The sequence below is a fragment of the Selenomonas ruminantium subsp. ruminantium ATCC 12561 genome, assembly GCF_000424065.1.
GTDB classification, from domain to species: Bacteria; Bacillota; Negativicutes; order Selenomonadales; family Selenomonadaceae; genus Selenomonas_A; species Selenomonas_A ruminantium.
In genome coordinates, this window is the sequence record NZ_AUJE01000016.1 from 39,998 (window position 1) to 62,512 (window position 22,515).

Below are 22,515 nucleotides of genomic sequence, written 5' to 3' on the forward strand. Positions count from 1 at the left end.
AAAATGTCCGTTATCACTTACCCTAAATACTTAAACCAATCTTTAGTCGCATCCTTTATCGTCTCCGGTGTCCACACAGGGGCTTTGCGCCAATAATCAATATTATCTAAAATATGCTGCACACCTTCCTCCAAGGTTACTTTTGGATGCCAGTGCAACATTTGATTGATTTTCTGCGTGTCAGCCCAAGTACAATCCGGCTCTCCGGGACGTTTCGGAATATGCACGACTTCCGCATCTTTACCGCCCAAAAGTTCTACCAAACGATTAACCGAATAAGTATGTTCGCTGCCTACATTAAATCGTTCTCCCACGACATCCGATTGTGCTGCAGTATAAAACGCATCCACAATATCTGTAACGTAGGTAAAATCTCGGGTCTGCTCCCCTGTTCCCACTATGGTATAAGGCTTCCCTGCCAGCTTTTGCCCTAAAAATACACCAAAAACTGCACCATAAGTACCAGACGTACGCGAACGTGGGCCATAAACATTGAACAAGCAAAGCGAAACCACCGGCAATTTGTAGACTTTGCTCCAATGCAATGCCAATTCTTCACCCAAACGCTTGGTCAAAGCATAGGGATATTCAGGACGAATATCTGCCAGCTCATCTGTCGGAAATTTATCCGGAATACCATAGCAAGAGGAAGACGCTGTATAGAGAAATTTTTTCACACCTGCTTTATGCGCTGCTTGTAATACGGAAAACGTACCATCCACATTGGAATGGAAATAATCTTCCGGACGTTGAATGGACGGAACAATATCTGCCAAAGCCGCCATATGAAACACCCAGTCAACATCTTGAAATAGCGGCATAATTTTTTCATGATTGCAGATATCTTCCTGCACAATAGTAAGTCTTTCATTATCTTTATGATGCGCAAGGTTTTCCAACCGCCCTGTACTACAATTGTCGATAACGCATACTTCGTGCCCTTCGGCCAGCAATCGATCCACCATATGTGAACCGATGAATCCACAACCTCCTGTTACCAACGATTTCATATGATTCCCCACCTTCTTTAAAATTTTGCTCCATCCCGCTCCAAAATCGTGTCTACCACCTGCTGAAGGATGATGGTATGAATGGATTCAACTATCCCATATTTATTACAAGGAACATAGACATTGATGTCACCTTTCTGTTTTGCCTTGTTATCCGAGTCAAACCCCGTAAATGTAATGACAAAACCTTTTTTCTCCTTTACCGTATCAATAGCACTGATAATATTGGAAGAGTTTCCTGAACTGCTAATCGCTACAAGCAAATCTCCCTGTTTCGCCCAAAAAGCCAACGGACGAGAAAAAATATTTTCATAACCATAATCGTTGCTCATACATGTCATCACGGCATTGTCATAGAGACTATAGGTATTCATGCCACCGTTTTTCATAAAATCTGCAGTCATATGACTAGCAATGGCAGCGCTGCCACCATTGCCAATAAAAAAAATCTGGCTGCCAGCCTGTTTATATTTGGTAAACGCATTTACCAAAAGCTGCACACCATCTTCATATGAAGAACATGTTTGACAACCTTGCAAAAACTCTGTAGCACGAAGTTTTTCTATCAATCGCTGAATATATGATTTCATTTCACACCTGCTTATACGCTTTCTTCAAACAGCGGTTCTCGTAATTCAACATTTTGCAACATTAACATTACGGGCTTGCCAGCGGATTGAAACAATTCCACTAAACTGCTTTCCCCCCCATAATATCCATCGCTAACTGCTATGGCTCGATGCAAATCTGGAGAATCATCATATATTCCCCAACCTTCACTTCGATAGCGCTCTATCATCTTTTGATACCGTGCACCAATTTCTGGTACCTTTGATTTGATTGTAGCTTCAAACAGTGGATGTGGTCTCCATAGCAACGCTATTTCATCTTGCCGTTCGTAGAATGTCTGGAACACCCACTCCATCTTGTCCAGCAAAATCTCCTTGTACTCCAATAAACCAGCCAAGCTCACATTATACAGGATAACTTTTTTCCTTGTACCATCCTTTTTCTCGATTATGCGTCGCCAACTTTCTGGTAAACGAATATCCTCTCTTTTGGTCGATAATACCTTATCAAATTTAGGCGATCCTAGGCCCAGGATACGTTTTTCCCAATATAATCGATCCTTATTGGTATATTTCACCAGAAGCCGTATATATGCCTCACGCATATTTTCAGACTGTACAATGGTAAGATGGGCATTTCTCACGCCCTCTCCATGAAAAAGAAAATGGGCAATTCCTTCGAGGGATTCTTCATCATCTAAATCCGGCTCTTCCAGCACAAAATATGGAATATATACTAACTTGTCCGTATACTCTTTCAAATAGCGTGAATAATATTTCGTAGCAACAGATGTCACAAAATTATAATTGTCATACGGATTTTGTATCACAATCACATCCGGATGCATCTCCTCGAGATCAACATTCCTGTAATCCACCACGGATACATATTGGGGAAATTCTGCAGCCTCACAGTGCCATTCCCGCACTCCGCCCTCTGGGTCTCTGTCGCAATATGGTATCACCACCACATAAGGAACTACGTTTTCCGAATCATCCACTGCCGCCTGCCATACGGACTCCATGGAATCCCACATACTGGCCTTATATGGTAAAAAAACGATTTCTTTCTTGAAATGCTCCTCCCTGCGGGTCTCCATCACAATATGTTCCAGCAGATCCTTGCATAGCCTCACAATCTCTTCAGTATCTCTCCCAGCTTCTCCTGAGATTATCTGCTTGACAGCCATGATCAGGCCGTCATAAACCTCACCATATTGAGCATAGTTGCTCCCCGTCATTCCCTGCTGACAAAGATCCCTGGCCTCTTCCAGATTGTGAAGAACGGGATGCAATTTCTGCGGATGCGCGGTGGCTGCCATATTCATGGTTACATATGCGGATTTCAGCTTAGATAAGATTCTGCTTTTGATAGCCATGGGAATCGCCTCCCGGAACATTACACGAAAAATCTTTTAATTGTCTCAAAAATAAATCCTTTTTAAAGTTATATTCTACATGAATATCACATTTCCTTCCTGCACAAGCAAGATGTTATATTCTAAATATTATGTCATATTGTTTTATAAGCTTTGCTAAACAAATTATGCCCCAACTATAAATCCAGAGCATAGATAGTGTATTCACAAAAACATGACAACTGTCAAGCGGAGGTTGGTAAATCACAGCTGTTCAAAAAAACTTGACAAGTGTTCATATTACGTGTAATATAAAATTACCTATTTCAAATAGGCAACTCAATATGCTAAACAGGTCCTTGGCTGTACGCGCTCTTACAATACAAGAGTTGCAGACCCCCTGGACCTCTTTTATTTACATTAAGGAGATCATACATGATAAGAACAGCAATATTGGTAGATGGCGGCTTTTACCGCAAACGTGCCAAACATCAATGGGGCGTAAAAACATCAGAAGAGCGCGCCTCCGAGCTTAGTGCCTATTGCATGGCACACATTAAGAAAAAAGACGGGAAGCAGGAACGCCAGCTTTATAGAATATTTTATTACGATTGCGCCCCATCAAAGCGCAGCGTATACCATCCTTTGACAAGAGAAAACATCGATCTAGATAAATCCGATACCTATACATGGACACTGGCCTTTCTTGAAGAAATGAAGCGGCGCAGAAAATTTGCTATTCGCCTCGGTGTGCTGGCCGAAAAGCCTAATTATAATCTCAGGCCCTCTGTCACCAAGGATTTGCTGAACAATAAGCGCACCCTTAAATCCCTGACAGAAAGGGACTTTGAATTTCATGCCCAACAAAAAGGGGTTGATATGCGTATCGGCATAGATATCGCGTCACTCGTCTATAAACACCAAGTTGACCAAATAATACTGATAGCCGGAGACAGCGACTTCGTACCTGCTGCAAAACTGGCCAGACGGGAAGGAATTGATTTCATCCTTGATCCCATGGGGGCTGACATAAAGGCCGACCTATTCGAACACATTGACGGTTTAGAAACACCATGGAAACATAATTCCGCCAATCGTTCACAAAGTCAATTTGAAAAATAGTGCCTTTTCTCTCTATATATTAAAGGAGATTCACGATGCGTAAACATTACTTCCGTTGTTCACACACGCAATCTTGGGAAAGCACCGAAATCGAGGCCATTCAAAAAAAATTATTCATGGAAATGGAAAATTTCGTAGGTGATATTCGTGGAGAAACCGATATCCCAGGGTTAAGGATTGATTTCAACGTTGGATTGCGCATGGATATCCCAGAGGGAGATTTCCATGTGCGCATCAGCAATGCGGATAGTCTGGAAATTTACTTCGAAGACAATTTGTCCGCTGTCCGTCTTGTATCTCTGGAAAAATATGCTATCCCTTGGCAGATTGATGTATGGGAAACCGGCAAGCATATTTTTTCCCACACATTCAATCCACTAGGGCAAAATATAGTTTTTCACTGCAGCAGTCAGGCAATTGGCGACACCCTGGCTTTTTTGCCATATGCCCGCCTCTATCGTAAAACCTACAACTGCCAAGTATACTGCTGGGTCGATAAAAGCCTGAAAGAATTCATATCCTTTCTCTATCCTGATATACCTCAAGTAACATCTATTGATGATGATGTGTATGCCGCCTATTATTTGGGTACGTGGACAGCCGGCCCTTATGGGGCACCGTTTAATGGTTATCTCTATCCGCTCTGGATGGCTGCGGGGCCATTGGTCGGTCTTAACGGCCTGGCGCCAAAAGTTTTCAAGACCTTCAATACGCCACCGCCAATAAAAGAGCCCTACATATGCATCGGTGTGCAGGCCTCCACGCCCCGCAAGGGCTGGCTGTATCCCAACGGCTGGAATATATTGGTACATGAGCTCAAGAAAAAGGGATATCGCGTATTGTGTATAGACCGTCATACTCTGACCCGTGCAGATGATATTGAAATCATATGTCCTCAGGAAGCAGAAGATCTAACCGGCGATATCCCTTTAATGGAGCGGGCAAAACTACTTAGCCATGCCCAATGCTTTATCGGCCTTTCCAGCGGTCTTGCCTGGGTTGCTGAGGCCGTTGGCTGCCCTGTCGTAATAATAAGCGGTATAACAGAAGAGTTTTATGAATTTCCTACGCCTTACAGAGTGATAAACCGACTTGTATGTCATGGTTGTTTCAATGACAGCAAAATAAATTTTATGCATGATGATATATGTCCTTATCATCATGGCACTGAACGTGAGTTAGAATGTTCCAAAAATATCACCCCCGCTGCTGTTTTAAGCGTCGTCAACAAAGCTGCGAATCACCAGCACACACCCTATGCAGGATAGCATAGTCTCGCCCATTCGCTCGGTAATCCATATTCATGATTTGTTCAGCTAAATCTATAATGAGTGATATACATGGTGTTTCTACGCCTATAGTTTTCCCTGCACTCTCAAAAGCCACTAATCCTGTGGGCACATCTTCCTCAATATATCTGTGGTGCATAGAACGCGGTGCATCTATTTTCCGATAGGCTTCATTATCACGCAAACATTGATAAAGATTTGCGCCCTTCGCTCCATAAGTTCTCCTCAACCAATCGCTAACGCTTTCTATAGGATGTCCTAATGCCTTTGCTACTGCCAAACGCTCCACATCTATTTTTTCTATAAATGAAGCAATCGTAGGAGTTATTCCTTCATAATAATATTTAAAATCCACCTTTTCATTTTCCACCCATCCTATATTGAACAGCAACGGAGCACAATGGAGTACCATTCCTACGTTATTTAATGTAACTGCCAAATAATCATCTACAGGATGAAAATGTGAACGCAAAACCTCTGGCATACGCTGCCAAGCCTCTACAGCCTTGTTTTTTTGAAAAGTTGTCATCTGCACATCTTTTTTTAGTGCATAAAGCACTACTTGATTACTGCTATCTCTGCGGCAAGTATATACAATGGTCTGAGTTTCCACAATAAGTGGAAGTTCCTTACAGCCATTTCGTTGTAGTTCAAGCGCAAATTCCCATGCACCAAATGTTCTTCCAGGATTAAGCACCACTAAATATCTAGAGCTCATATAAGGTGCCAATAATTTCGCCACATCACGATGTGCTGAAGATGGAACTGTGACCATTATCTGTTCTGCAATCACATCCTGGATATCCGTAGAAACTTTAGCAATCCGCGCATTCTTCTCATATAGGCCACTACACTTTATCTCGCCTGAATTCAAAATTTCTGCTATATGTGATGACGTACGATTCCACAAGCCCACCTCACAGCCAGAAAGAGAAAGATGTGCTGCCATAGTCAGCCCCTGATGACCAGCACCGATCACACAAACTCGACTTTTCATAAGCAAAGTCACTCCTTTCAACCAATCCGGCATCTATACTGATGATTACGCAACAGTTTTTGCAATCGTTCCTGCTCAGTCATTGTGTTTCCGTTCTCATCACAAGCCAGACACATTCCTTTTTCTAATTTTGTCCGCAAAATACCGCGAAATTTTTCATTTTTCTTAATATGTACCGCATCTATAAATCCTTTTTTTATGCAATCAGCCAGCACTTCAGGATTTGTTAGTGGATTATCGTATTCGGAATACATCTCCTCGATAAATGATAACAAAATCTTCGCTTCAGATATCAGCTCATTTTTTCTCTCTAATACCCGATCATCTTGCTCCATAGAAAATTTTTCTCCTAATGTTTGCCTTATTACCCCTCTGACTATTTTGCAGCTTTCAATTACTTCATCCGCATTTGCTGCATGATCAGCCTCACAAAATCCTACTACATGTACTATTTGGGGCTTTACAGCCATCTGCATAAATGTAGATGCTGCCAGCTGTCCTTTAGCTACATTGGCATCTGCATTAAAAAGTGCCAATCCCGCTCTGGTTTCCCTATATACATGAAAATCCTTATCTACTAAAGATTCTACCAATTCAATCATAGCCAATATTTTAGCAAAATCCATCGAAAAAGATAGCCCTTGAGGATTATTAAACATATATTGTGCTATGTAGTGCTTAACCCCCATGTGTTTAGCATTTAATGCACTTATATATGCCATTGCCACAGGAATTACATCATGAGCATCACGCAACCCCCAATGGTGAGGTTCATTAATCTCCACGGGAACCCCCTTTTGAGCATGCCATCGTATCAATGCCTGTGCTTCACACAAAGAAGTTTCCAGTTTACGCGTCCCCCGGCCATCCATTTCATTGTACCAACAAAGAGGCACAGCTGCCCATGCATTATTTATGGTTTCCAAAAGCAACTTAGCACAGTCAAATACATCCTCAGTGCCGCTATAGCAGCGCATCAAAGGATAGTTTCCCTTTTGTGATGCCGTTTTCAATGCCTTTAAATCGTCCACTGTACGAATTGGCACACCGCCAGCTCCATCAAACTCTGGCTTCATTCGCTCTGGATGAAAAAAGAATTGTTGTGCATTTTGATCTGGTCCCAAAGATATAACATCCAGCACTCCAGCTTCCGCAATCTTGCCTATTCCTTGTATTGTCTCTTCCAATAAAGGCCGACCAAAATGATGACGAATTAAAGGGTATGGTGCTATTTCATGAATACGTTCCAGTAGATTGTCCTGATAAACTCTTTTACTCTCAACTACTCCCATACCTCGCAAATATCGCAACGAATCAGACACATCGTCATATCCATCGGAAACAAAGCTAAAATACCCCTCACGTCTTGCTAAATCAGCTACAGGTTTTGTTCCACCAAAACACCATTCAGGATTGTATGAAAGCCTTTCGCGACGTTTTCTCACCTCAAGCAGCAATGCTTCAGCGCTCCTTAAAGTCAGGCGGTAGCCAATCGCTACAATATCCGGCCGCAATTCTTCAATTTTTGCGAAAAGAACTTCGATATCAACGGCTCCGCCCAAAAATATCGTTTGATATCCCTCTTCACGAGCCAAATCAAGAAAATGTATAGGCCCTGCCACATGAACACAGTTGCCAATTTCAGCTCCTAAAATCATTTTACCCAATTTATTTTTTCTCATGAATATATCTCCCGTAACATGACATTTCTTCCATGTTCATCATACACCTCAGCTTGTTGTAAAAATTTTTTTTCTTTCTCCAGTAGGAGATTCATATTCCGCGCCTTAACAAGTACTCCTGCTACGCGGTCACTACTTGTTTCAGCTTTTTCTATATACGATCCCATTTTTTTATACTGGAATAAATCATCTATGATTCCATCTTTCCATAATTGATTTAGATTCATACCTGAAAAAATGCCCTTATTCATATAAACATAATTTACATGAATAACATCATCTCGTAATGATGGCAATGGACAAACAACCTTTTTTCCTATGGACATATCCAAATATAATTGTACAATATCTATTCCTGACATCTCTTCAATCAATCTATACTTTGTCCCACCGCCCATACGAGCACTAAATTCTAACACAAAAATATTATCATCTTGCACTACCATTTGCAAAAGAAGAGGCATATCAGCTAGGTCAAATGCTGTTGCAATAGAAGCTGCAATATCAAGAATACGTGTAATAACCTCATTAGATAAATCCAATGGATATTCACTCTGTATAATGGTAAAACCATCTTTACCTGAAATTTTATTTGTCTTACTCAATCCAAGCAGTATAGGATTTTTCCCATTTAACCAAACATCAACAGATATTTCCTGTCCATCCAGATATTCTTCTACTAATACCATCCCTTTGCGGCTTAAAGAAAAAGCATTTCTTACAGCAATTAGATAATTATCGCTTCGATTCACTTTACGTACACCTTTAGAACTATTGCAATCAACTGGCTTCACTACAACAGGCCAAGACAATGGTTGTTTTAAATCTGAAGTCATAGAACCATCAATAAAAAAAGCCTTCGCTGTCGGGATTCCATTTAACAGCATACGTTTTTTCATCTCTACTTTATTGGTTACATTCAAAGCCTGGTCATATGAAAGATAACTATACAAACCCAATTTTTCTGAAACATACGCCATAGTCAACAATGCTTGATCCGTACAAGCCGTTAATACTTTATCTACATGTTGTTGTCTAGCTAAATTTAATATAGCATCACAATCTAACGTGCTAACTTGATAAAATTTATCTGCCGCCTTAGCTGCCATAGGTTCGTCATTATAGTCAGCTAAAAGTACTTCCCACCCCATTGTCTTCAATGCTTTTATAAAAGCTATCTGATCATAACCTCCAGCCAAAAACAGACATTTCATACTAACCACCTTCCACCTCTATAAAATGTAAGTCATAAAGCTGCAATATTTGACAACTCGTTTTAACATGGCGTTGGATGAAAACTTATTTTTTATTTACCACGTAATTCCTGCATCCATTCGTCCTTGAAAATATTCACGACAATAATTCAAAAACTTTTGAACATTATTTTGATTATGCACATTAAAACCTTTTATTCTTTCTTCTAATTTCTTATATGTATTACGGGCAAACTCCAGTTCATCAGGTGTAGTTCCATAAGCTACTCCCCAGCCTTTTTCCCCTTCACTTAGATAGTCTTCACGTTTTTTCCCTGGTTCAGGAATTACTATAGATATACAGCCACAAATAGCTGCTATTGTTGTATAAAAAGTCTGCGTGTCGAATGAATAGCAATATTTGCATTTATTCATTATTTTGACTTTTTCTTCGTCTGATAAGTTATCTAGAATTATGCCAGGAACCGTTGAAGGTAAATCTTTACGACTACATCCCTTGCGAACAATATAGCAGTTTCCTTCCCGATGTCCATAGTTCCATCTCTTATACAGATCATAATTAAAATGATGAAGCTGTACTTCGCGCCCCATTGGATTCAACTGATAATCATTAAATATTTGTCGATAGCAGATAAACATATCATCTTTATCGTATGGCTGCGCACCTACATAATCACCCTTGAATTGATAAAAGCTAAGAAACCACCTTACCACATGCTTGGCACCTAACGGATTACCAAAAATAACTTCGGGATAAACTACTATAGTATCATCATCAACATAAGGCCATGTGGTAAACACGCAACCTTTAACCGCTCCATCTTGACGATCTAGTTTTTGCCTTGGTATTTTATTTGTAAACGGTAAATATTGTTTCAGGCATTCCTGCCTTGTGGCAGGATAATTGACATCTATACGCGTTAAAAAAATCTTGGCATCATAACCTAAATCAGCTAACATTCGGCACAATAGATGCAAAACAATAGGCCCTCCCCATTTTTGTGGTGGTGATACGATTAAAAAACGTGGTCGGCGGCTCTGTTTCTTCATGTTCATCCCTCTTTATTACCTAATTGCAATTTACTTTTAATGATATCACAAATTCTATCTACATCTGCCAAAGCCAAATCTGCATAAAGTGGCAATGTCAACACCCGTTTTGAAAAATATAATGCCACGGGCGTATCGCCTTCAGTGAAACGTTGACGATAGCACTCAAATTGACTAGTCAGTGGATAGAAATATTTTCTAGAGTATATCTCATGGGCAGCCAGTGTCATATAAATTTCATTTCTCGTCACACCTAAAACTTGCTCGTCGAAAACTACTGGAAAATAGGCATAGTTATATTTCACATCCGGCTGTACAACTGGGAGTTTTATACCTGAAATATCCTGCAGACATTCACGATATCTATCCACTACACGCTTGCGTTTTGCAATTTCTTCATCAATATGCCGCAAGTTGCATATTCCCATAGCAGCACAAAACTCATTCATCTTAGCATTAGCACCTACACCATCTACTTCGGTTTCGCTGCGAATACCAAAATTTTTCAAGCGAAATAAAGATAAACCAAACTCATTTAAACGGTCAGAATAGCAAACCGCCCCGCCCTCAATGGAATTGAATACTTTCGTTGCGTGAAAACTGTAACAGCTAACATCGCCAAATGCAGCTACGCTATTTCCTCGATAAGTCTCTCCAAAAGTATGTGCAGCATCATACAAAACAACCAGACCATATTTATCTGCAATACGTTGAATTTCTTCTACCTGACAAATATTGCCATATACATGTACAGGTACTATTGCTGATGTTCGATCTGTAATTAGCCGCTCCAATTTTTCTGTATCTATTGTATAATCATCCGGCCGAATGTCGCAAAATACAGGTGTCAAACCATTACGGACAATGGCATGTGTTGTTGAAGCAAAGGTAAACGGAGTTGTAATTACCTCACCTGTTAATTTCAAAGCTTGTAATGCTAATTCCAAAGCCATATGCCCATTCACCATCAAATGCATATGTTCTACGCCCAGGTATTCCTGAAGCCGATGACGAAACTTTTCATGTTTCGCTCCCATATTCGTCATCCAATGCGTTTCCCAAATGTCTTTTATCTCTTCAATGTACTCTGACAATTCAGGCATTGACGAACGTGTCACGTAAATCTTCTGTTTAGACAATATTCCCGCCTTCTTTCTCAATCGATTATAAATATTATTGTATTCCGGCTTATTTTAATTCATTTTCAGATTTTGAACAACAATACCCAGCCGTCAACATGAGTGAATCTTTTTAAGTAACACGAAATCGGTAGAACACATTTCTGCTGCCATTTTTCCAGCTTTTTCTATACGTCCTAAACCGATTTGTACCATAACCATATTACGCAGCGTTTTTTCGTCTGCACTATCTATATCCAATGCAGACAACAACAAAGTTTCCGCATCATGCAGCTGACCTTTCAAATAAAAACTACCAGCAAATTTATTAAGCATTACTAATTTATATTCTAGAGACTGCTTCTCCATCATAATTTTATGACAAATATTTATCGCATCTGTTTTCGTATCCTTTGTATCATTAATTGTATTCTTGCATATCGTTTTTTCGTCTGGACAATCGATATTACCTATAAGCTTAGCTATCTCAGGATAATCTACTCCTATACTCTGAGCTTTCTGACCAGCATATCCCTCACCTACACAAGTTATCTCTTCAAGAACATCTTTATCTAAAGTATTTCCTCCATGTTTCAATACATATTCATATAATGCGATTGCATCATCCACACGATCATTTAATAAAAGTAAACGTGCCAATAAGATTCGTACTTTTAAATGTTGCGGATTATAAGTCAATGTATTGTTAATCCAATCCGCAGCTCTGTCGTAATCTCCCATCATGAAGTAACTATACGCGCCAGCATACATAGCTTCAGCATCATATACTTCATCATTTATTAATTCAGCCAATTTCTCAAGCACAAGATTATACTCTTCATCCTTCAAATATTGAGCAATCATTGTTAATATTGAATTCTCTCCTTTAGGCATTCCTTCTTGCTGTACTTTTTTTTTGTGAGATTCGATATTATTACTCCTTATCTCCATTTTTATCTCCTTATGTTAAATCAGCTTATATATCCTATAATTCGACATTATTTTCTCTTCCCCTTCTTATTAACAGCAGTTTTATATCAACCACCATTTAGTATTTATCTCTATCCGCTATGGATGGGTGTCACTATCCACCAGTATACTGCAAATGTTGATTAACAATATAAGCACTGATATCTAATAGTTCCGTATCCGCTGGAATTATGCCATAATCAAGACCTTTGGTATCAATCTGTCCAAATCGTGCTATATAAAGCTTATCTGCTATAGCAATATCTCCGCCATTTTCCTTTTGTATATTTATTGCTTCTGTTATCACAGGCTTTTTATCTAATCTGACCAAAGGACGTGCCAATATGAACTTATCTCTATTAGCATAAGGTTGATATGGAGCAAATAAACCTGTTGCTATGGCATATGTTTGTTTAGCCGGAAGCTTCTCTATAATTTGACGAACATAATTCATCGATTCCTGTGGCAGGATAAAATCTGTTGCCTTCAATTTTAAAATATAATCAACGTCTGCATCAAAATCATGGATATTCAATGATTTTTTGTGGAGGATTAGAGGCAATCCTTCATTCTCCAACTTATGCAGGATGTTTTGAACACTTTCTGTTGCAAAGCGTTCGTCAATAATGATCGCATCCGTAAATGTAAGTGTGTGACGAATAAAACTTTCAACCACATCGCTCTCATCAGCCACTGTAACCACAGCAATAATCTTCTTATTTGCTTCAGGAATACATTTCTGATAACATGAATTCCCCGTCCAGAATTTCCACCAGCCTGATTCTATTTCTGCGATTAATGTTTTCATTTCAACGTAATCATACTTGCACAAATGAGGTATCAACGTAACCAGCAAATTCCATAGAATGGGACTAAAATTGTTGTCATTTATCCCTCTATTAATACCTATTGATAATTTACGTAAATAGAGTTCCTTCCATAATTTGTTATATTTGTCCTCATATTCTACAGCCCTCCACATACAAACTAACTCCTCCATGTTATGATACCAGCCCGAATGGCCCTCCTTGTATCGCAACAACCAGTCATCCAACAATGACAATGCTTTATTCAATGTCCCATTACGATACGCGCCCCACAGGATACGCATATTTACAGTTGACCTTGTCGCCAGGTAAAGTTTCATGCGAGGGTATGCTTCCTTGCCAGAATGGGGAATTTTACTGAAATCAAAACCATAGCTTTCAATAATCTCTTGCCAAAAATCATAATCCAAATTATACCAGTCATGACAGCCAAACGGGCGCCATCCTTGCTGCATTCGCTTATGTGCATGGGCAACATTTGCCTGAACGGCGAATTCGGCGGCAATTTTTAGCGGAGCCGTCTTAAAAAACAATGTTTTCTGCCTACCGCAATACCCCCAAAACAAATCCTCCCACTGCATGAATAAATTTACGAAAGGACTGCCTTTCATGATATCATTCCACTGTCGAAGCATGCGAATTGCAGAAGCTATTTTTCGCAAAGATAAGCCGCCATTACCCGTTTGGGCATCAATCGCATGCCAGACTGGATTGAAGCGCGATACCGGTGCACCAATATAATCATAGTCCATGGCGCAGAATTCTTTTAATCTATCACTGAAGACAAACGCATCAGTCTGATAGATCAACAGATATTTATATTGAGTGAAACGCTGATAAAACTCCACATTCAACATCAAGGCACTGTAACTGGTAACATTGTTAAAAAAATAATCTGGGAACCGTTCAATCCCAACCCCTGCTGCATATTCCTGATAATCAAACTCCAAAGATGCAGGCGCCACAAATACACGTGGATATTTGCCCAAAACATGATTCAATTGTTTTAATGAGGCTTTCTCAAATGGAGATAACTCTTTTTTATACACGGGGATGCATATAATCACTTCCTGATCAGGCGCTATTCCCGTTGCACGTGCAATCTCTGTTTTTTCCGCCCCTCCCCATTTCTCTTTCGATATACAGGCTGCATAACATGCAGCTATTTTTGCTGCATCCTGACGGCCTTTCATCATAGCTATTCTGGCATAACGGGCGTAGATAATCCCCATGCTTTCTGCATTGAAATATCCATAATCATTTTTTTCCCGTTCTGTAAATTCATATTTATCGATGCATTGCGAGAGCATTCTGTATGCTTCACCATAGCGGCCCATACTGCTGAGAATAATCCCCTGTTCCCCATAGAACTCTGGCATATCCGGGAATTTCTTTATTGCCTGTTCTGCCACAAGAGTCATTTCCTCAGCCGGATATTTACGTTGCCGCATGGATTCCAATAAAATATGATAATAATTAGCCTCTTCACGATAATGACGCACTGGAGAAGCAATCGCTTTTTTTATATAATCAATAGCCTTTTCATATTCCTGCAGGCCAAAGTAGGATTCTGCAATATAGTAGTAATAAGCATCCCGCTCACCATTCTGTTCTACATCTGCCAGCAACAGTTGCAGATTCCGCTGAGATTTTCTTTCCATATTGTCAGGGTGATATCCCGTATGGATAAAAATCATATTTTCTGCGAAAATATAATCTATATCCCCATCCTTTTTTTTGAGTTGTTCATGTATCACTCCTTGATAATATATATCCGGACGATTGCGAAATATACGTGGCACATGTATCGGCGGATTCTTCATTTGATGAGCCTCATATCTTGGAACTATCACCGCATCTTTTTGTGGATATTTCGCATCAACCTCCTGTAAATAATCCCGAATGGATAGCGAACAATCATAATATTCATCAGCATCCAGAAATATTATCCAATCCCCTGTTGCCTTACTGAGCGTAAAATTTCTAGCTAAGGAAAAATCATTCTGCCATGTGAAATAATCTATTTGGGCTCCATATTTTTGGGCAATGGCTATGGTATTATCCGTGGAGCCCGTATCAACCACAATCAACTCATCATATATCCCTTGCAAGCTCAAAATAGATTTTCCGAGATTTTGTTCTTCGTCTTTAACTATGTAACAAGCTGAGATTCGCATTTTTTTACTCCTTCATCCAGCATAATCAGTCCAACACGCCCTCATTTAATAAACATGCGATGAATTCCTGCATTTTCTGGCTGGCTGCTTCCTTACTTGTCTCAATAAGAGCCTTTTGCGCTATCTTTGTCATTTCATCCTTGGAATAATTAAGTTTCCTGCCTGATTCCAGCCAATAGCGATACAGTTTATAAAAACCAGCCACCGTAGTAATCCCTAATTCCTGTTCACGATGAATCGCACGGCTGGCGTAATAAGCTGCCTGCTCATAATCTTCAAGACCGAAATAGCAGTCTGCCAAATATCTGGCACTTAGCGGCTGTTCCCCATGTTTTTCGATTTCCTGATGCAGCATAGCAAGATACCGCTTATGTTTCTCCTGCATGATATTGCGACGATACCCCGTATGATGAAGCGTGAACTTATCATGTGCTGTTATCGTTTTTAGTGGCCGTATTGTATTCTCTTCTTCAAAAACGTAAAGCATCTCATGTACACAGCCCATAAAACGGAAGTTTTTCTTATTACGCCAAACCCGCAAACTCAATGCCCTATCGATAATTTCTGCCTGCTCGGTTCCTGTATCCGGATTGATATTTATGAGGGGCAAAAGCATTCCTTCACAGGTTGGAAAGGCATCTGCCCTGTTTAGATAAGCATCCAAACCTTCGGCATTTACAAAATATTCATCTGCATCCAAAAATATGATCCATTCTCCCGCAGCCTGCTCTAATGCATAGTTGCGGTGAAAGGCAAAGTTTTCCTGCCAGTTCTGCTCGAAGATACGCGCTCCATAGCTCTTGGCAATTTCCATCGTCCTATCCGTGGACCCTGTATCCACCACAATGATTTCATCTACTGCATCTGCCACGGAAGCTAAAGACTTGCTCAGATTTTGTTCTTCATTTTTTACAATATAGCAGGCCGATATCCGCACCATAAGATCCACTCCTGAAATAATCAATGAAAATGTTTTGCTGCGTAGGCAAAAGCCTGCACAATCTCCTGCGGGTCAATCTGCGCAATGCAATGGGGATAGTCTTCTTTGCATCCGCCATAGGCAACCGTATGCAGGCAGTCCCCCTGCGCCTTGTCCGGCTGCAGGACCACTGCTTTGGCCTGCCAGGGAGCAAAACGGGTACTCTCGCTGAATACGCCTGCAGGCGCCTCTGCCCGCATCTGCGCTTCACGAAACAGTGTAATCAGTGGTGTATGTGCCGCTGCCGCCATATGCATAACCCCGGTAACATTGCCCATATAGCAGTAAGCTCCTGCAATCAGGGCGGCGGTTTCCCGCAAGGAAGTTTTTCCCGCTAAATTGAACAAACTTCCCTCTGGCATCTGTGCGGTCAAAAAATCTCCATCTTCCTTTTCGCCCGGACCGCCGCAGATTACAAAGGGCAGCTGATAACGATCATATATTTCCCTCATAGCCAACAGCCATTTATCTAATGGATATTTCCGATTAGCAGCTCCAGCGCCGATTCCTAAAACAATATACGATGATAAACCGCCTGTAAGCTTTGCTGCGTTGTAATAATCTGTATTATCCAACCACAATTCCGTTTCTGTATCCGTAATATTTTTTCCCATAGCTTTCAATACATACAAAGCCCGCTCTGCCTCGTGTGTAAGTTCTGTCGGTGTCATAACCGGCTGGGTCAACAGAAATTCCCATTGGTCAATCAGACGAAAATTTTCATTATAAGCCATTATCGATTTATCGCTGATGCCAACACGCTGTCGTGCACCTGACAAGTAGGCCAGCAAATTCATGGGACGCTTATCGTCACTCCATTGTACACAGAGACTTAGATTAAAACTCTGTGGCAAAAGATGCTGACAAGCAAATTCTACAAAGCGTGGGAAATAGTCCGTTACCGATTCATGCGGTGCATACTCAAGCTTCCAAATCTTATTTACATAAGGACAATTCTCCAGCAGCGGATATACCAACGGCGTTGCCAGCATGGCAATATAGCTTCGGGGATAATTTTTTCTCAATTCCCGCACAAAGGCCGAATAAAGCACATTATCGCCAATAGCATTCAGACTGATAATCAGTATTTTCTCTATATCATGAGGCGCTTCCCGATAACCATAAGCCTGAAACTTTTCCTCTAAATTTGCATACATGTCATGTGGCGAGAAACGCTGACTAAGTATAACTTTGCGGGCAAATTTTCTTAGAACGGCTTCCATTTTTCCACCTCATTATTGCGTATGTCCTTCTGCTAATTCCTGATAATACGCCTCCAGGCAGCGAGTATATTTCACCGGCGATAATGCATCGCTTTTTTTCATCATCTGCCGCAAATTTTTATGCAATAAATTCAATAATTCAATATTGCCAGCCAAGGAAATGACACGTTCTATATAGCTTTCCTTGTCAGAAGCTGCCAGTTCTTCCAGTCCTAAACTGCTCAATATACTATAACCGAAGCGCGTATTGCGCCGCTCTCCATATAGTGACACTACCGGACACCCCATGTAAAGTGCATCTAAGGTCGTACTCCCCCCGGTATAAGGATAGGTATCCAATATAATATCTACATCCAAATACCGCTCCATATAATGCTCGTCCCCGGCTTCCAGCACCACCCTTTCCATGGGAAATCCCATCTTTTTCAACCTTTGGGCAGCAGCCTTGCGCAAGGAGGAGCTTTCAAACGGGATACTTTTGAGGAGCAGCCTAGCCTGAGGCAGTTTTTCTAAAATTATACGCCACAACTGTAGAATATCATCATTCAGCTTGCGGTATTCCTGAAAAGAGGCCAACTGTATATAGCCTTTATTTATAGCAGGCGTTCCTAATGATTCCGGTACATCATTCCGTCCCACATAAGAAAACTGTGCGGGCATATATAGCGGTTTCTCTACAAAATATTCATCATGCATGCCGGGGGGGTCTACAATTCTGTCCGTCAGATAAAAGTCCACTGCCTTGAATCCTGCCGTGCAAAGGCTGCCAAGTCCGGAAATTTGTATTTCTGCAGGCCGATAAGCTAGGATAGGCAGGCCGCTGCCACAAGAATGACTAGCCAGATCTACCAGAATATCAATATTGGCCGCTCTGATCTTCTGTGCCGCTTCTTCCAGCGGCAAGCCCGACAAGATATGCCATTCACCAGCTCGTTCTTTTAATGATTCCGTGTAACCATCACTTTTTTCATTCAACTGAAACCCGACCACAGTAAACTGCTCCCGCTCATAGCAGGCGAAAAGACCGTAATAAATGGGAAACATGGCATGACGACGAAAATCCGGAGACAGATAGCCAATCCGCAGCTTAGTTCTTCGCATTTTTTTTGACACAGTTGATGCCAATGGCTTTATCTTCCCAATCTGCTGCACATAATACTGCTGCCGCTGCCAGATTTCAGCAGAGCTGTAAGGTAAATAGTGACTCGCCAACAAATACGAACTGATTGTATCCAGCTGCTCTGCCAGTCCCACATCACAACGACTAGCCTTAAGATACTCCTGCTCGCATTCCTTAAGATAGCACATAGAAGCAGCACTATCAGCACAGGCGATATGCACCTGCCATTGCAATGCAGCGTCCATATTCTCCGTGCCTTGTTCCAACAAATTGACTGCTTCATGTGCTGCCTGATAGCGTAAGACAAAATCTCCCAGCCGTCCAGCCCGTTCACTTAGATAAAGCAATTGTTTTATCTGCTGTGAGGATGCCTTCGCAGCTAGGTGGATTTTATCCACGGGACGATTCTCCAGCATTTTCTCATAGGCTTGTTCCATGCGCTGAACGTATTTGGCCGGCGATAAGGCATCACTTTGCCACATCATCTGGCGCAGATTTTTATGTAATATGTCCAATAATTCAACATCATGAGCCAGTACTACTGCGCGGTTGATATAGGCTTCTATGCTGTCCACAGCCAATTCCGCTAAACCTGCACTATGTAAAATACTATATCCGAAACGAGTATTGCGCCGTTCTCCATAAAGACTCACCACCGGGCATCCCATATAAAGCGCATCCAGCGTTGTACTGCCGCCGGTATAGGGATAGGTGTCTAAAACGATATCGAAGTTCAGATACCGCTCCATATAATCATGCGTAGCCCCTTCCCAATCTACCCGCTCCAAAGGAAATCCCAGTGTCTTAAGCCTGTTTTTTGCTTCTTCCAGCAGGCTTTTGCTGTAAAAAGAAACACTTTTCAACATGAGTCTTGCGTTGGGAACCTGTTTCAGTATCTCTTTCCATGCCAGCAGCATCTCATCATTCAGTTTGCGATAATTTTGTACCACCGCAAACTGGATGTACCCTTTTTCCTTGCCGGGCGTACCGGCCGAAGCCGGCAAATCGTCTGCTCCGGCATAGGAAAACTGTGCCGGCATATATAATGGCTTTTCCACAAAATAACGGTCATGCAGACCTAGCGGATCCACAATTTCATCCGTAATATAATAATCCACCGCCGAAATTCCCGCTGTACACAGGCTTCCCAAACCAGAAATCTGTACTCTGGCCGGCCGATAAGCTAAAATGGGCAGACCTGTATTGCTGGAATGACTAGCCAAATCCACCAGAATATCAATGGCATCTGCCCTTATCTTCCGGGCCGCTTCCTGCCTGGATAAGTCATGGATATCGTAATATTCATCCGCCAAAGAACGAATCATGTCCGTATGTCCATCGCTATCACTGTTCAGCTGATAGGCAATGACCGTAAAACGTTCCTTGTCATAACAGGCAAAGAAACCATAATAGATTGGAAACATCGCATGACGCCGAAAATCCGGAGACAAATAGCCTACCCGTATTTTCCCCTGAGGCTTTCGGGGCGGCAATGCAGGCAAAGGCGTGATATTTTCCGCTATCATCTGCGCATATACTTGCTGTCTCTGCCATATCTCTGCTGTGGTATAAGGCTTGTAATGGCAAATCAGCAAATAGGCACTATAGGTGTTCAGCTTTTTGTCTATGTCGGTCACACAAGCTAATGCAGCCAGATATTCCTGTTCCGCTTCATCATAAATCCCTAAATCTACAGCAGCATGCGCCAGCGAATTATGCATATTCAGCAGCCAAAAATCAGGCAGTTCTTCCCTGTTCCCCTTGAGCATATCCACAGCTTCCCGGCTGGCACGATAACGCTGGACAAAATCCCAGCTGCTGTCTGCCGCCTCACTGAGAAAGCACAGATATTGCAAGCGGTAAGGAATCTGCTTATCTTTTACCGCCTGCTGCAAATAATTCTGCGCTGCAGCCGCATACTTTTTTTTGTCTAGGGAAAGATAGGCCTCTCCCAGACAGCCATATATCTGTGTCCGGATATTTGCCTTGTATGAATCTTGAAGAGCCTTTTCTCCGCAGGCAATCAATTCCGCCCAGGCATGTATTTTTTTATATGCCTCCAGTTTCTGAATAATGGGTGCCATTGTCTCTAGCATTCCTAATCCTCTGCTCTCATATTGTGCTATTTTGCTAATTTCTGTATTCTTATTTGGGATTGCCAAATTTTCGTAAAGAAGTTCCAATTCCTTCATATACGAACTGCCATCCATCAGAGGCGACATCTGCATACGTCTCTGCAGCGTACCACGATAATGTTGCAAACGCTGCGTATCTGTTGCTAACCTTACACAAATATCGATGTATTCGGCATAAGTATAAGCACATAATTCCTCCAGCTGCATATTCTTCATTATGGAATAGCCAAAACGGCTGTTATGTGTTTGTCCGACCAAAGTTACTACCGGTACGCCGGCAAACAGTGCATCACAGGTAGTTGTGCCGCCGGGGTACGGAAACGTATCCAGGGCAATATCAATCTTTTCATAAGCAGAAAGATAGTCTTTGCTATGCCCCTCCCAATGCACCCTTCTTATGTCAATTCCTGCCGCTTCCATACGTTTTTGTGCCGTTTCCCGCCCTAAAGACGAATCAAACGTCTTTCCTTTGAGAAACAATCTGGCATCAGGCAGCAGCTGCATAACAGCCGCCCAAGCCCTCAGCATCTTGTCCGTAATCTTGGCAAATTTATTCAGCGTCCCCAAGGTTATATAACCATTTGCTAAAAACGGCAGCGGTGAAACTTTCGGCGATTTATTTATCCAAAAGCAACATAAATGCGTATGAGGCAAACGCAATAATTTTTCTGTGAAGTATTCGTCATTTTCACCAGGCGGATCAACATGTATATCCGTCAAAAAATAATCCACGGCCTCCATTCCTGTGCTGTCAAACCAACCCACACCGCATATTTGTATCGGCGCTGGCTTATAGGCCAGAATCTCCAAACAATTATTGGCCGTATGACCGGATGGTTCAAAGAGTATATCAATCTCATCATGATGAATCAAAGCAGCAGCTTCCTGTGCCGATAGTGAGCAGATATTACGCCAGACAGTCACATTCTCGGCCAGCGTACGGCTGATATCATCCTCTGCTGTTTTAGCATAGGCATATACCTCAAAGCGGGCTTTATCATAAGCTGTCAGCATAACATAGGTAAAAACAGCTACTACTGAATAACAGAAATCTGCCGATACATATCCAACCCGTATTTTTTTATGGCTATACGGCTGCTTATAAACGTAAGGTTTAATATCCGCCAGTAAATCATTATACCTCTTGATGGCCTGAAACATTTCTGTCTGTGGCATTTCCAGATAATGCAGGTAAAACAGCATGGTACTGTATTCCAGCAAGGCCCCGGGATTATCCGGCAATCTGCTCGAAGCCAGTTCATAGGCGGCGGCCTTATCAGCATTTCCCAGTTCGGCCTCTACAATCGCCAACACGTTATATAGCAGTGCTTTTTGCCAGGATGGCAATGGAGCCGCCAGTCCTGCCTGACCACTGGTTAACACCTGCTTATAATCCTTTTGCAGATAGGCCAGTTGAGCACGGAAAACATGCCAATAGGGCTGCGGCTTGAAGTGTTTCTCCATAAAAGCCAAAGCCTTACCAGCCTCCTCAACCTGGCCGCCATCAATAAATACCGCTGTGATTGTTTCCCATAAGCTGCGGTTGCGGGGAAGTAATTCGGCAATCTGTTTGGCAATGACAGCAGCTGCCGGCATATCATTTACTGCTTTATAAGCCGCCAGCTTTTTTTCTAAGCTGCGACATTCATTCCTATTTTGCTGCATTACATCCCCTC

General features: G+C 41.6%; 15 protein-coding genes. 2 read left to right on the forward strand and 13 right to left on the reverse strand.

The features are described 5' to 3' along the window. Nucleotides 1-17 precede the first annotated feature (17 nt). From G598_RS0107570 to G598_RS17335, 3 genes are read right to left on the reverse strand one after another with little or no spacing between them, the layout of a single operon-like run. The gene (locus G598_RS0107570) at nucleotides 18-1,010 is read right to left on the reverse strand and encodes an SDR family oxidoreductase (protein ID WP_026766460.1); all 993 of its coding nucleotides are present in this window, start codon (nucleotides 1,008-1,010) and stop codon (nucleotides 18-20) included. Nucleotides 1,011-1,027: 17 nt separating this feature from the next. After that, on the reverse strand, nucleotides 1,028-1,600 hold the full coding sequence (locus tag G598_RS0107575; RefSeq protein ID WP_037363545.1) for an SIS domain-containing protein: 573 nt from the start codon (nucleotides 1,598-1,600) through the stop codon (nucleotides 1,028-1,030). An 11-nt stretch (nucleotides 1,601-1,611) separates the two neighbouring features. Continuing rightward, entirely contained in the window at nucleotides 1,612-2,958 is a 1,347-nt protein-coding gene (locus tag G598_RS17335; RefSeq protein WP_051180062.1) for a hypothetical protein, read from the reverse strand. Nucleotides 2,959-3,372: 414 nt separating this feature from the next. Between G598_RS17335 and G598_RS17340 the strand changes: the two genes are divergently transcribed. Together G598_RS17340 and G598_RS17345 are read left to right on the forward strand one after the other, a co-directional pair. Further along, on the forward strand, nucleotides 3,373-4,059 hold the full coding sequence (locus G598_RS17340; RefSeq protein ID WP_037363548.1) for an NYN domain-containing protein: 687 nt from the start codon (nucleotides 3,373-3,375) through the stop codon (nucleotides 4,057-4,059). 35 nt (nucleotides 4,060-4,094) lie between these two features. Continuing rightward, complete coding sequence (locus tag G598_RS17345; RefSeq protein WP_051180064.1) at nucleotides 4,095-5,327, forward strand: autotransporter strand-loop-strand O-heptosyltransferase; 1,233 nt, start codon at nucleotides 4,095-4,097, stop codon at nucleotides 5,325-5,327. On the opposite strand, the gene G598_RS17350 is transcribed toward G598_RS17345, so the two are convergent. The 10 genes from G598_RS17350 to G598_RS18575 form a co-directional block, all read right to left on the reverse strand. Then, nucleotides 5,284-6,345, reverse strand: coding sequence for an NAD/NADP-dependent octopine/nopaline dehydrogenase family protein (locus tag G598_RS17350; protein WP_051180065.1), 1,062 nt, complete (start codon nucleotides 6,343-6,345; stop codon nucleotides 5,284-5,286). The two genes, G598_RS17345 and G598_RS17350, sit on opposite strands and share 44 nt — an antisense overlap. 17 nt (nucleotides 6,346-6,362) lie before the next feature. Continuing rightward, the gene (locus G598_RS0107600; RefSeq protein WP_211221524.1) at nucleotides 6,363-8,027 is read right to left on the reverse strand and encodes a cobalamin B12-binding domain-containing protein; all 1,665 of its coding nucleotides are present in this window, start codon (nucleotides 8,025-8,027) and stop codon (nucleotides 6,363-6,365) included. Continuing rightward, entirely contained in the window at nucleotides 8,024-9,241 is a 1,218-nt protein-coding gene (locus G598_RS0107605) for an ATP-grasp domain-containing protein (RefSeq protein WP_026766463.1), read from the reverse strand. The genes G598_RS0107600 and G598_RS0107605 overlap by 4 nt, the downstream gene beginning before the upstream one ends. Before the next feature lie 96 nt (nucleotides 9,242-9,337). Beyond that, on the reverse strand, nucleotides 9,338-10,291 hold the full coding sequence (locus G598_RS0107610; protein WP_037363550.1) for a hypothetical protein: 954 nt from the start codon (nucleotides 10,289-10,291) through the stop codon (nucleotides 9,338-9,340). 2 nt (nucleotides 10,292-10,293) lie between these two features. After that, nucleotides 10,294-11,430 (reverse strand): DegT/DnrJ/EryC1/StrS family aminotransferase, encoded by a 1,137-nt coding sequence (locus tag G598_RS0107615; RefSeq protein WP_336433146.1) that lies wholly within the window; start codon nucleotides 11,428-11,430, stop codon nucleotides 10,294-10,296. A gap of 93 nt (nucleotides 11,431-11,523) precedes the next feature. Then, nucleotides 11,524-12,360 carry a tetratricopeptide repeat protein gene (locus G598_RS0107620; protein ID WP_026766466.1) on the reverse strand — a complete coding sequence of 279 codons (837 nt, stop codon included), beginning with the start codon at nucleotides 12,358-12,360 and terminating at the stop codon, nucleotides 11,524-11,526. A 133-nt stretch (nucleotides 12,361-12,493) separates the two neighbouring features. Next, complete coding sequence (locus tag G598_RS18570; RefSeq protein ID WP_026766467.1) at nucleotides 12,494-15,382, reverse strand: DUF5672 family protein; 2,889 nt, start codon at nucleotides 15,380-15,382, stop codon at nucleotides 12,494-12,496. Between the two features lie 25 nt (nucleotides 15,383-15,407). Next, the gene (locus tag G598_RS17360; protein WP_026766468.1) at nucleotides 15,408-16,322 is read right to left on the reverse strand and encodes a glycosyltransferase family 2 protein; all 915 of its coding nucleotides are present in this window, start codon (nucleotides 16,320-16,322) and stop codon (nucleotides 15,408-15,410) included. Between the two features lie 20 nt (nucleotides 16,323-16,342). Beyond that, nucleotides 16,343-17,584, reverse strand: coding sequence for a glycosyltransferase family 9 protein (locus G598_RS0107635; RefSeq protein WP_026766469.1), 1,242 nt, complete (start codon nucleotides 17,582-17,584; stop codon nucleotides 16,343-16,345). 12 nt (nucleotides 17,585-17,596) lie between these two features. After that, entirely contained in the window at nucleotides 17,597-22,504 is a 4,908-nt protein-coding gene (locus G598_RS18575; protein ID WP_051180068.1) for an O-linked N-acetylglucosamine transferase, SPINDLY family protein, read from the reverse strand. Nucleotides 22,505-22,515 lie beyond the last annotated feature (11 nt).

Bases quoted from the DNA above. Each gene is read 5' to 3' on its own strand.
- G598_RS0107570 (WP_026766460.1), bottom strand. From the start codon at position 1,010: ATGAAATCGTTGGTAACAGGAGGTTGTGGATTCATCGGTTCACATATG.
- G598_RS0107575 (WP_037363545.1), bottom strand. From the start codon at position 1,600: ATGAAATCATATATTCAGCGATTGATAGAAAAACTTCGTGCTACAGAG.
- G598_RS17335 (WP_051180062.1), bottom strand. From the start codon at position 2,958: ATGGCTATCAAAAGCAGAATCTTATCTAAGCTGAAATCCGCATATGTA.
- G598_RS17340 (WP_037363548.1), top strand. From the start codon at position 3,373: ATGATAAGAACAGCAATATTGGTAGATGGCGGCTTTTACCGCAAACGT.
- G598_RS17345 (WP_051180064.1), top strand. From the start codon at position 4,095: ATGCGTAAACATTACTTCCGTTGTTCACACACGCAATCTTGGGAAAGC.
- G598_RS17350 (WP_051180065.1), bottom strand. From the start codon at position 6,345: ATGAAAAGTCGAGTTTGTGTGATCGGTGCTGGTCATCAGGGGCTGACT.
- G598_RS0107600 (WP_211221524.1), bottom strand. From the start codon at position 8,027: ATGAGAAAAAATAAATTGGGTAAAATGATTTTAGGAGCTGAAATTGGC.
- G598_RS0107605 (WP_026766463.1), bottom strand. From the start codon at position 9,241: ATGAAATGTCTGTTTTTGGCTGGAGGTTATGATCAGATAGCTTTTATA.
- G598_RS0107610 (WP_037363550.1), bottom strand. From the start codon at position 10,291: ATGAAGAAACAGAGCCGCCGACCACGTTTTTTAATCGTATCACCACCA.
- G598_RS0107620 (WP_026766466.1), bottom strand. From the start codon at position 12,360: ATGGAGATAAGGAGTAATAATATCGAATCTCACAAAAAAAAAGTACAG.
- G598_RS18570 (WP_026766467.1), bottom strand. From the start codon at position 15,382: ATGCGAATCTCAGCTTGTTACATAGTTAAAGACGAAGAACAAAATCTC.
- G598_RS17360 (WP_026766468.1), bottom strand. From the start codon at position 16,322: ATGGTGCGGATATCGGCCTGCTATATTGTAAAAAATGAAGAACAAAAT.
- G598_RS0107635 (WP_026766469.1), bottom strand. From the start codon at position 17,584: ATGGAAGCCGTTCTAAGAAAATTTGCCCGCAAAGTTATACTTAGTCAG.
- G598_RS18575 (WP_051180068.1), bottom strand. From the start codon at position 22,504: ATGCAGCAAAATAGGAATGAATGTCGCAGCTTAGAAAAAAAGCTGGCG.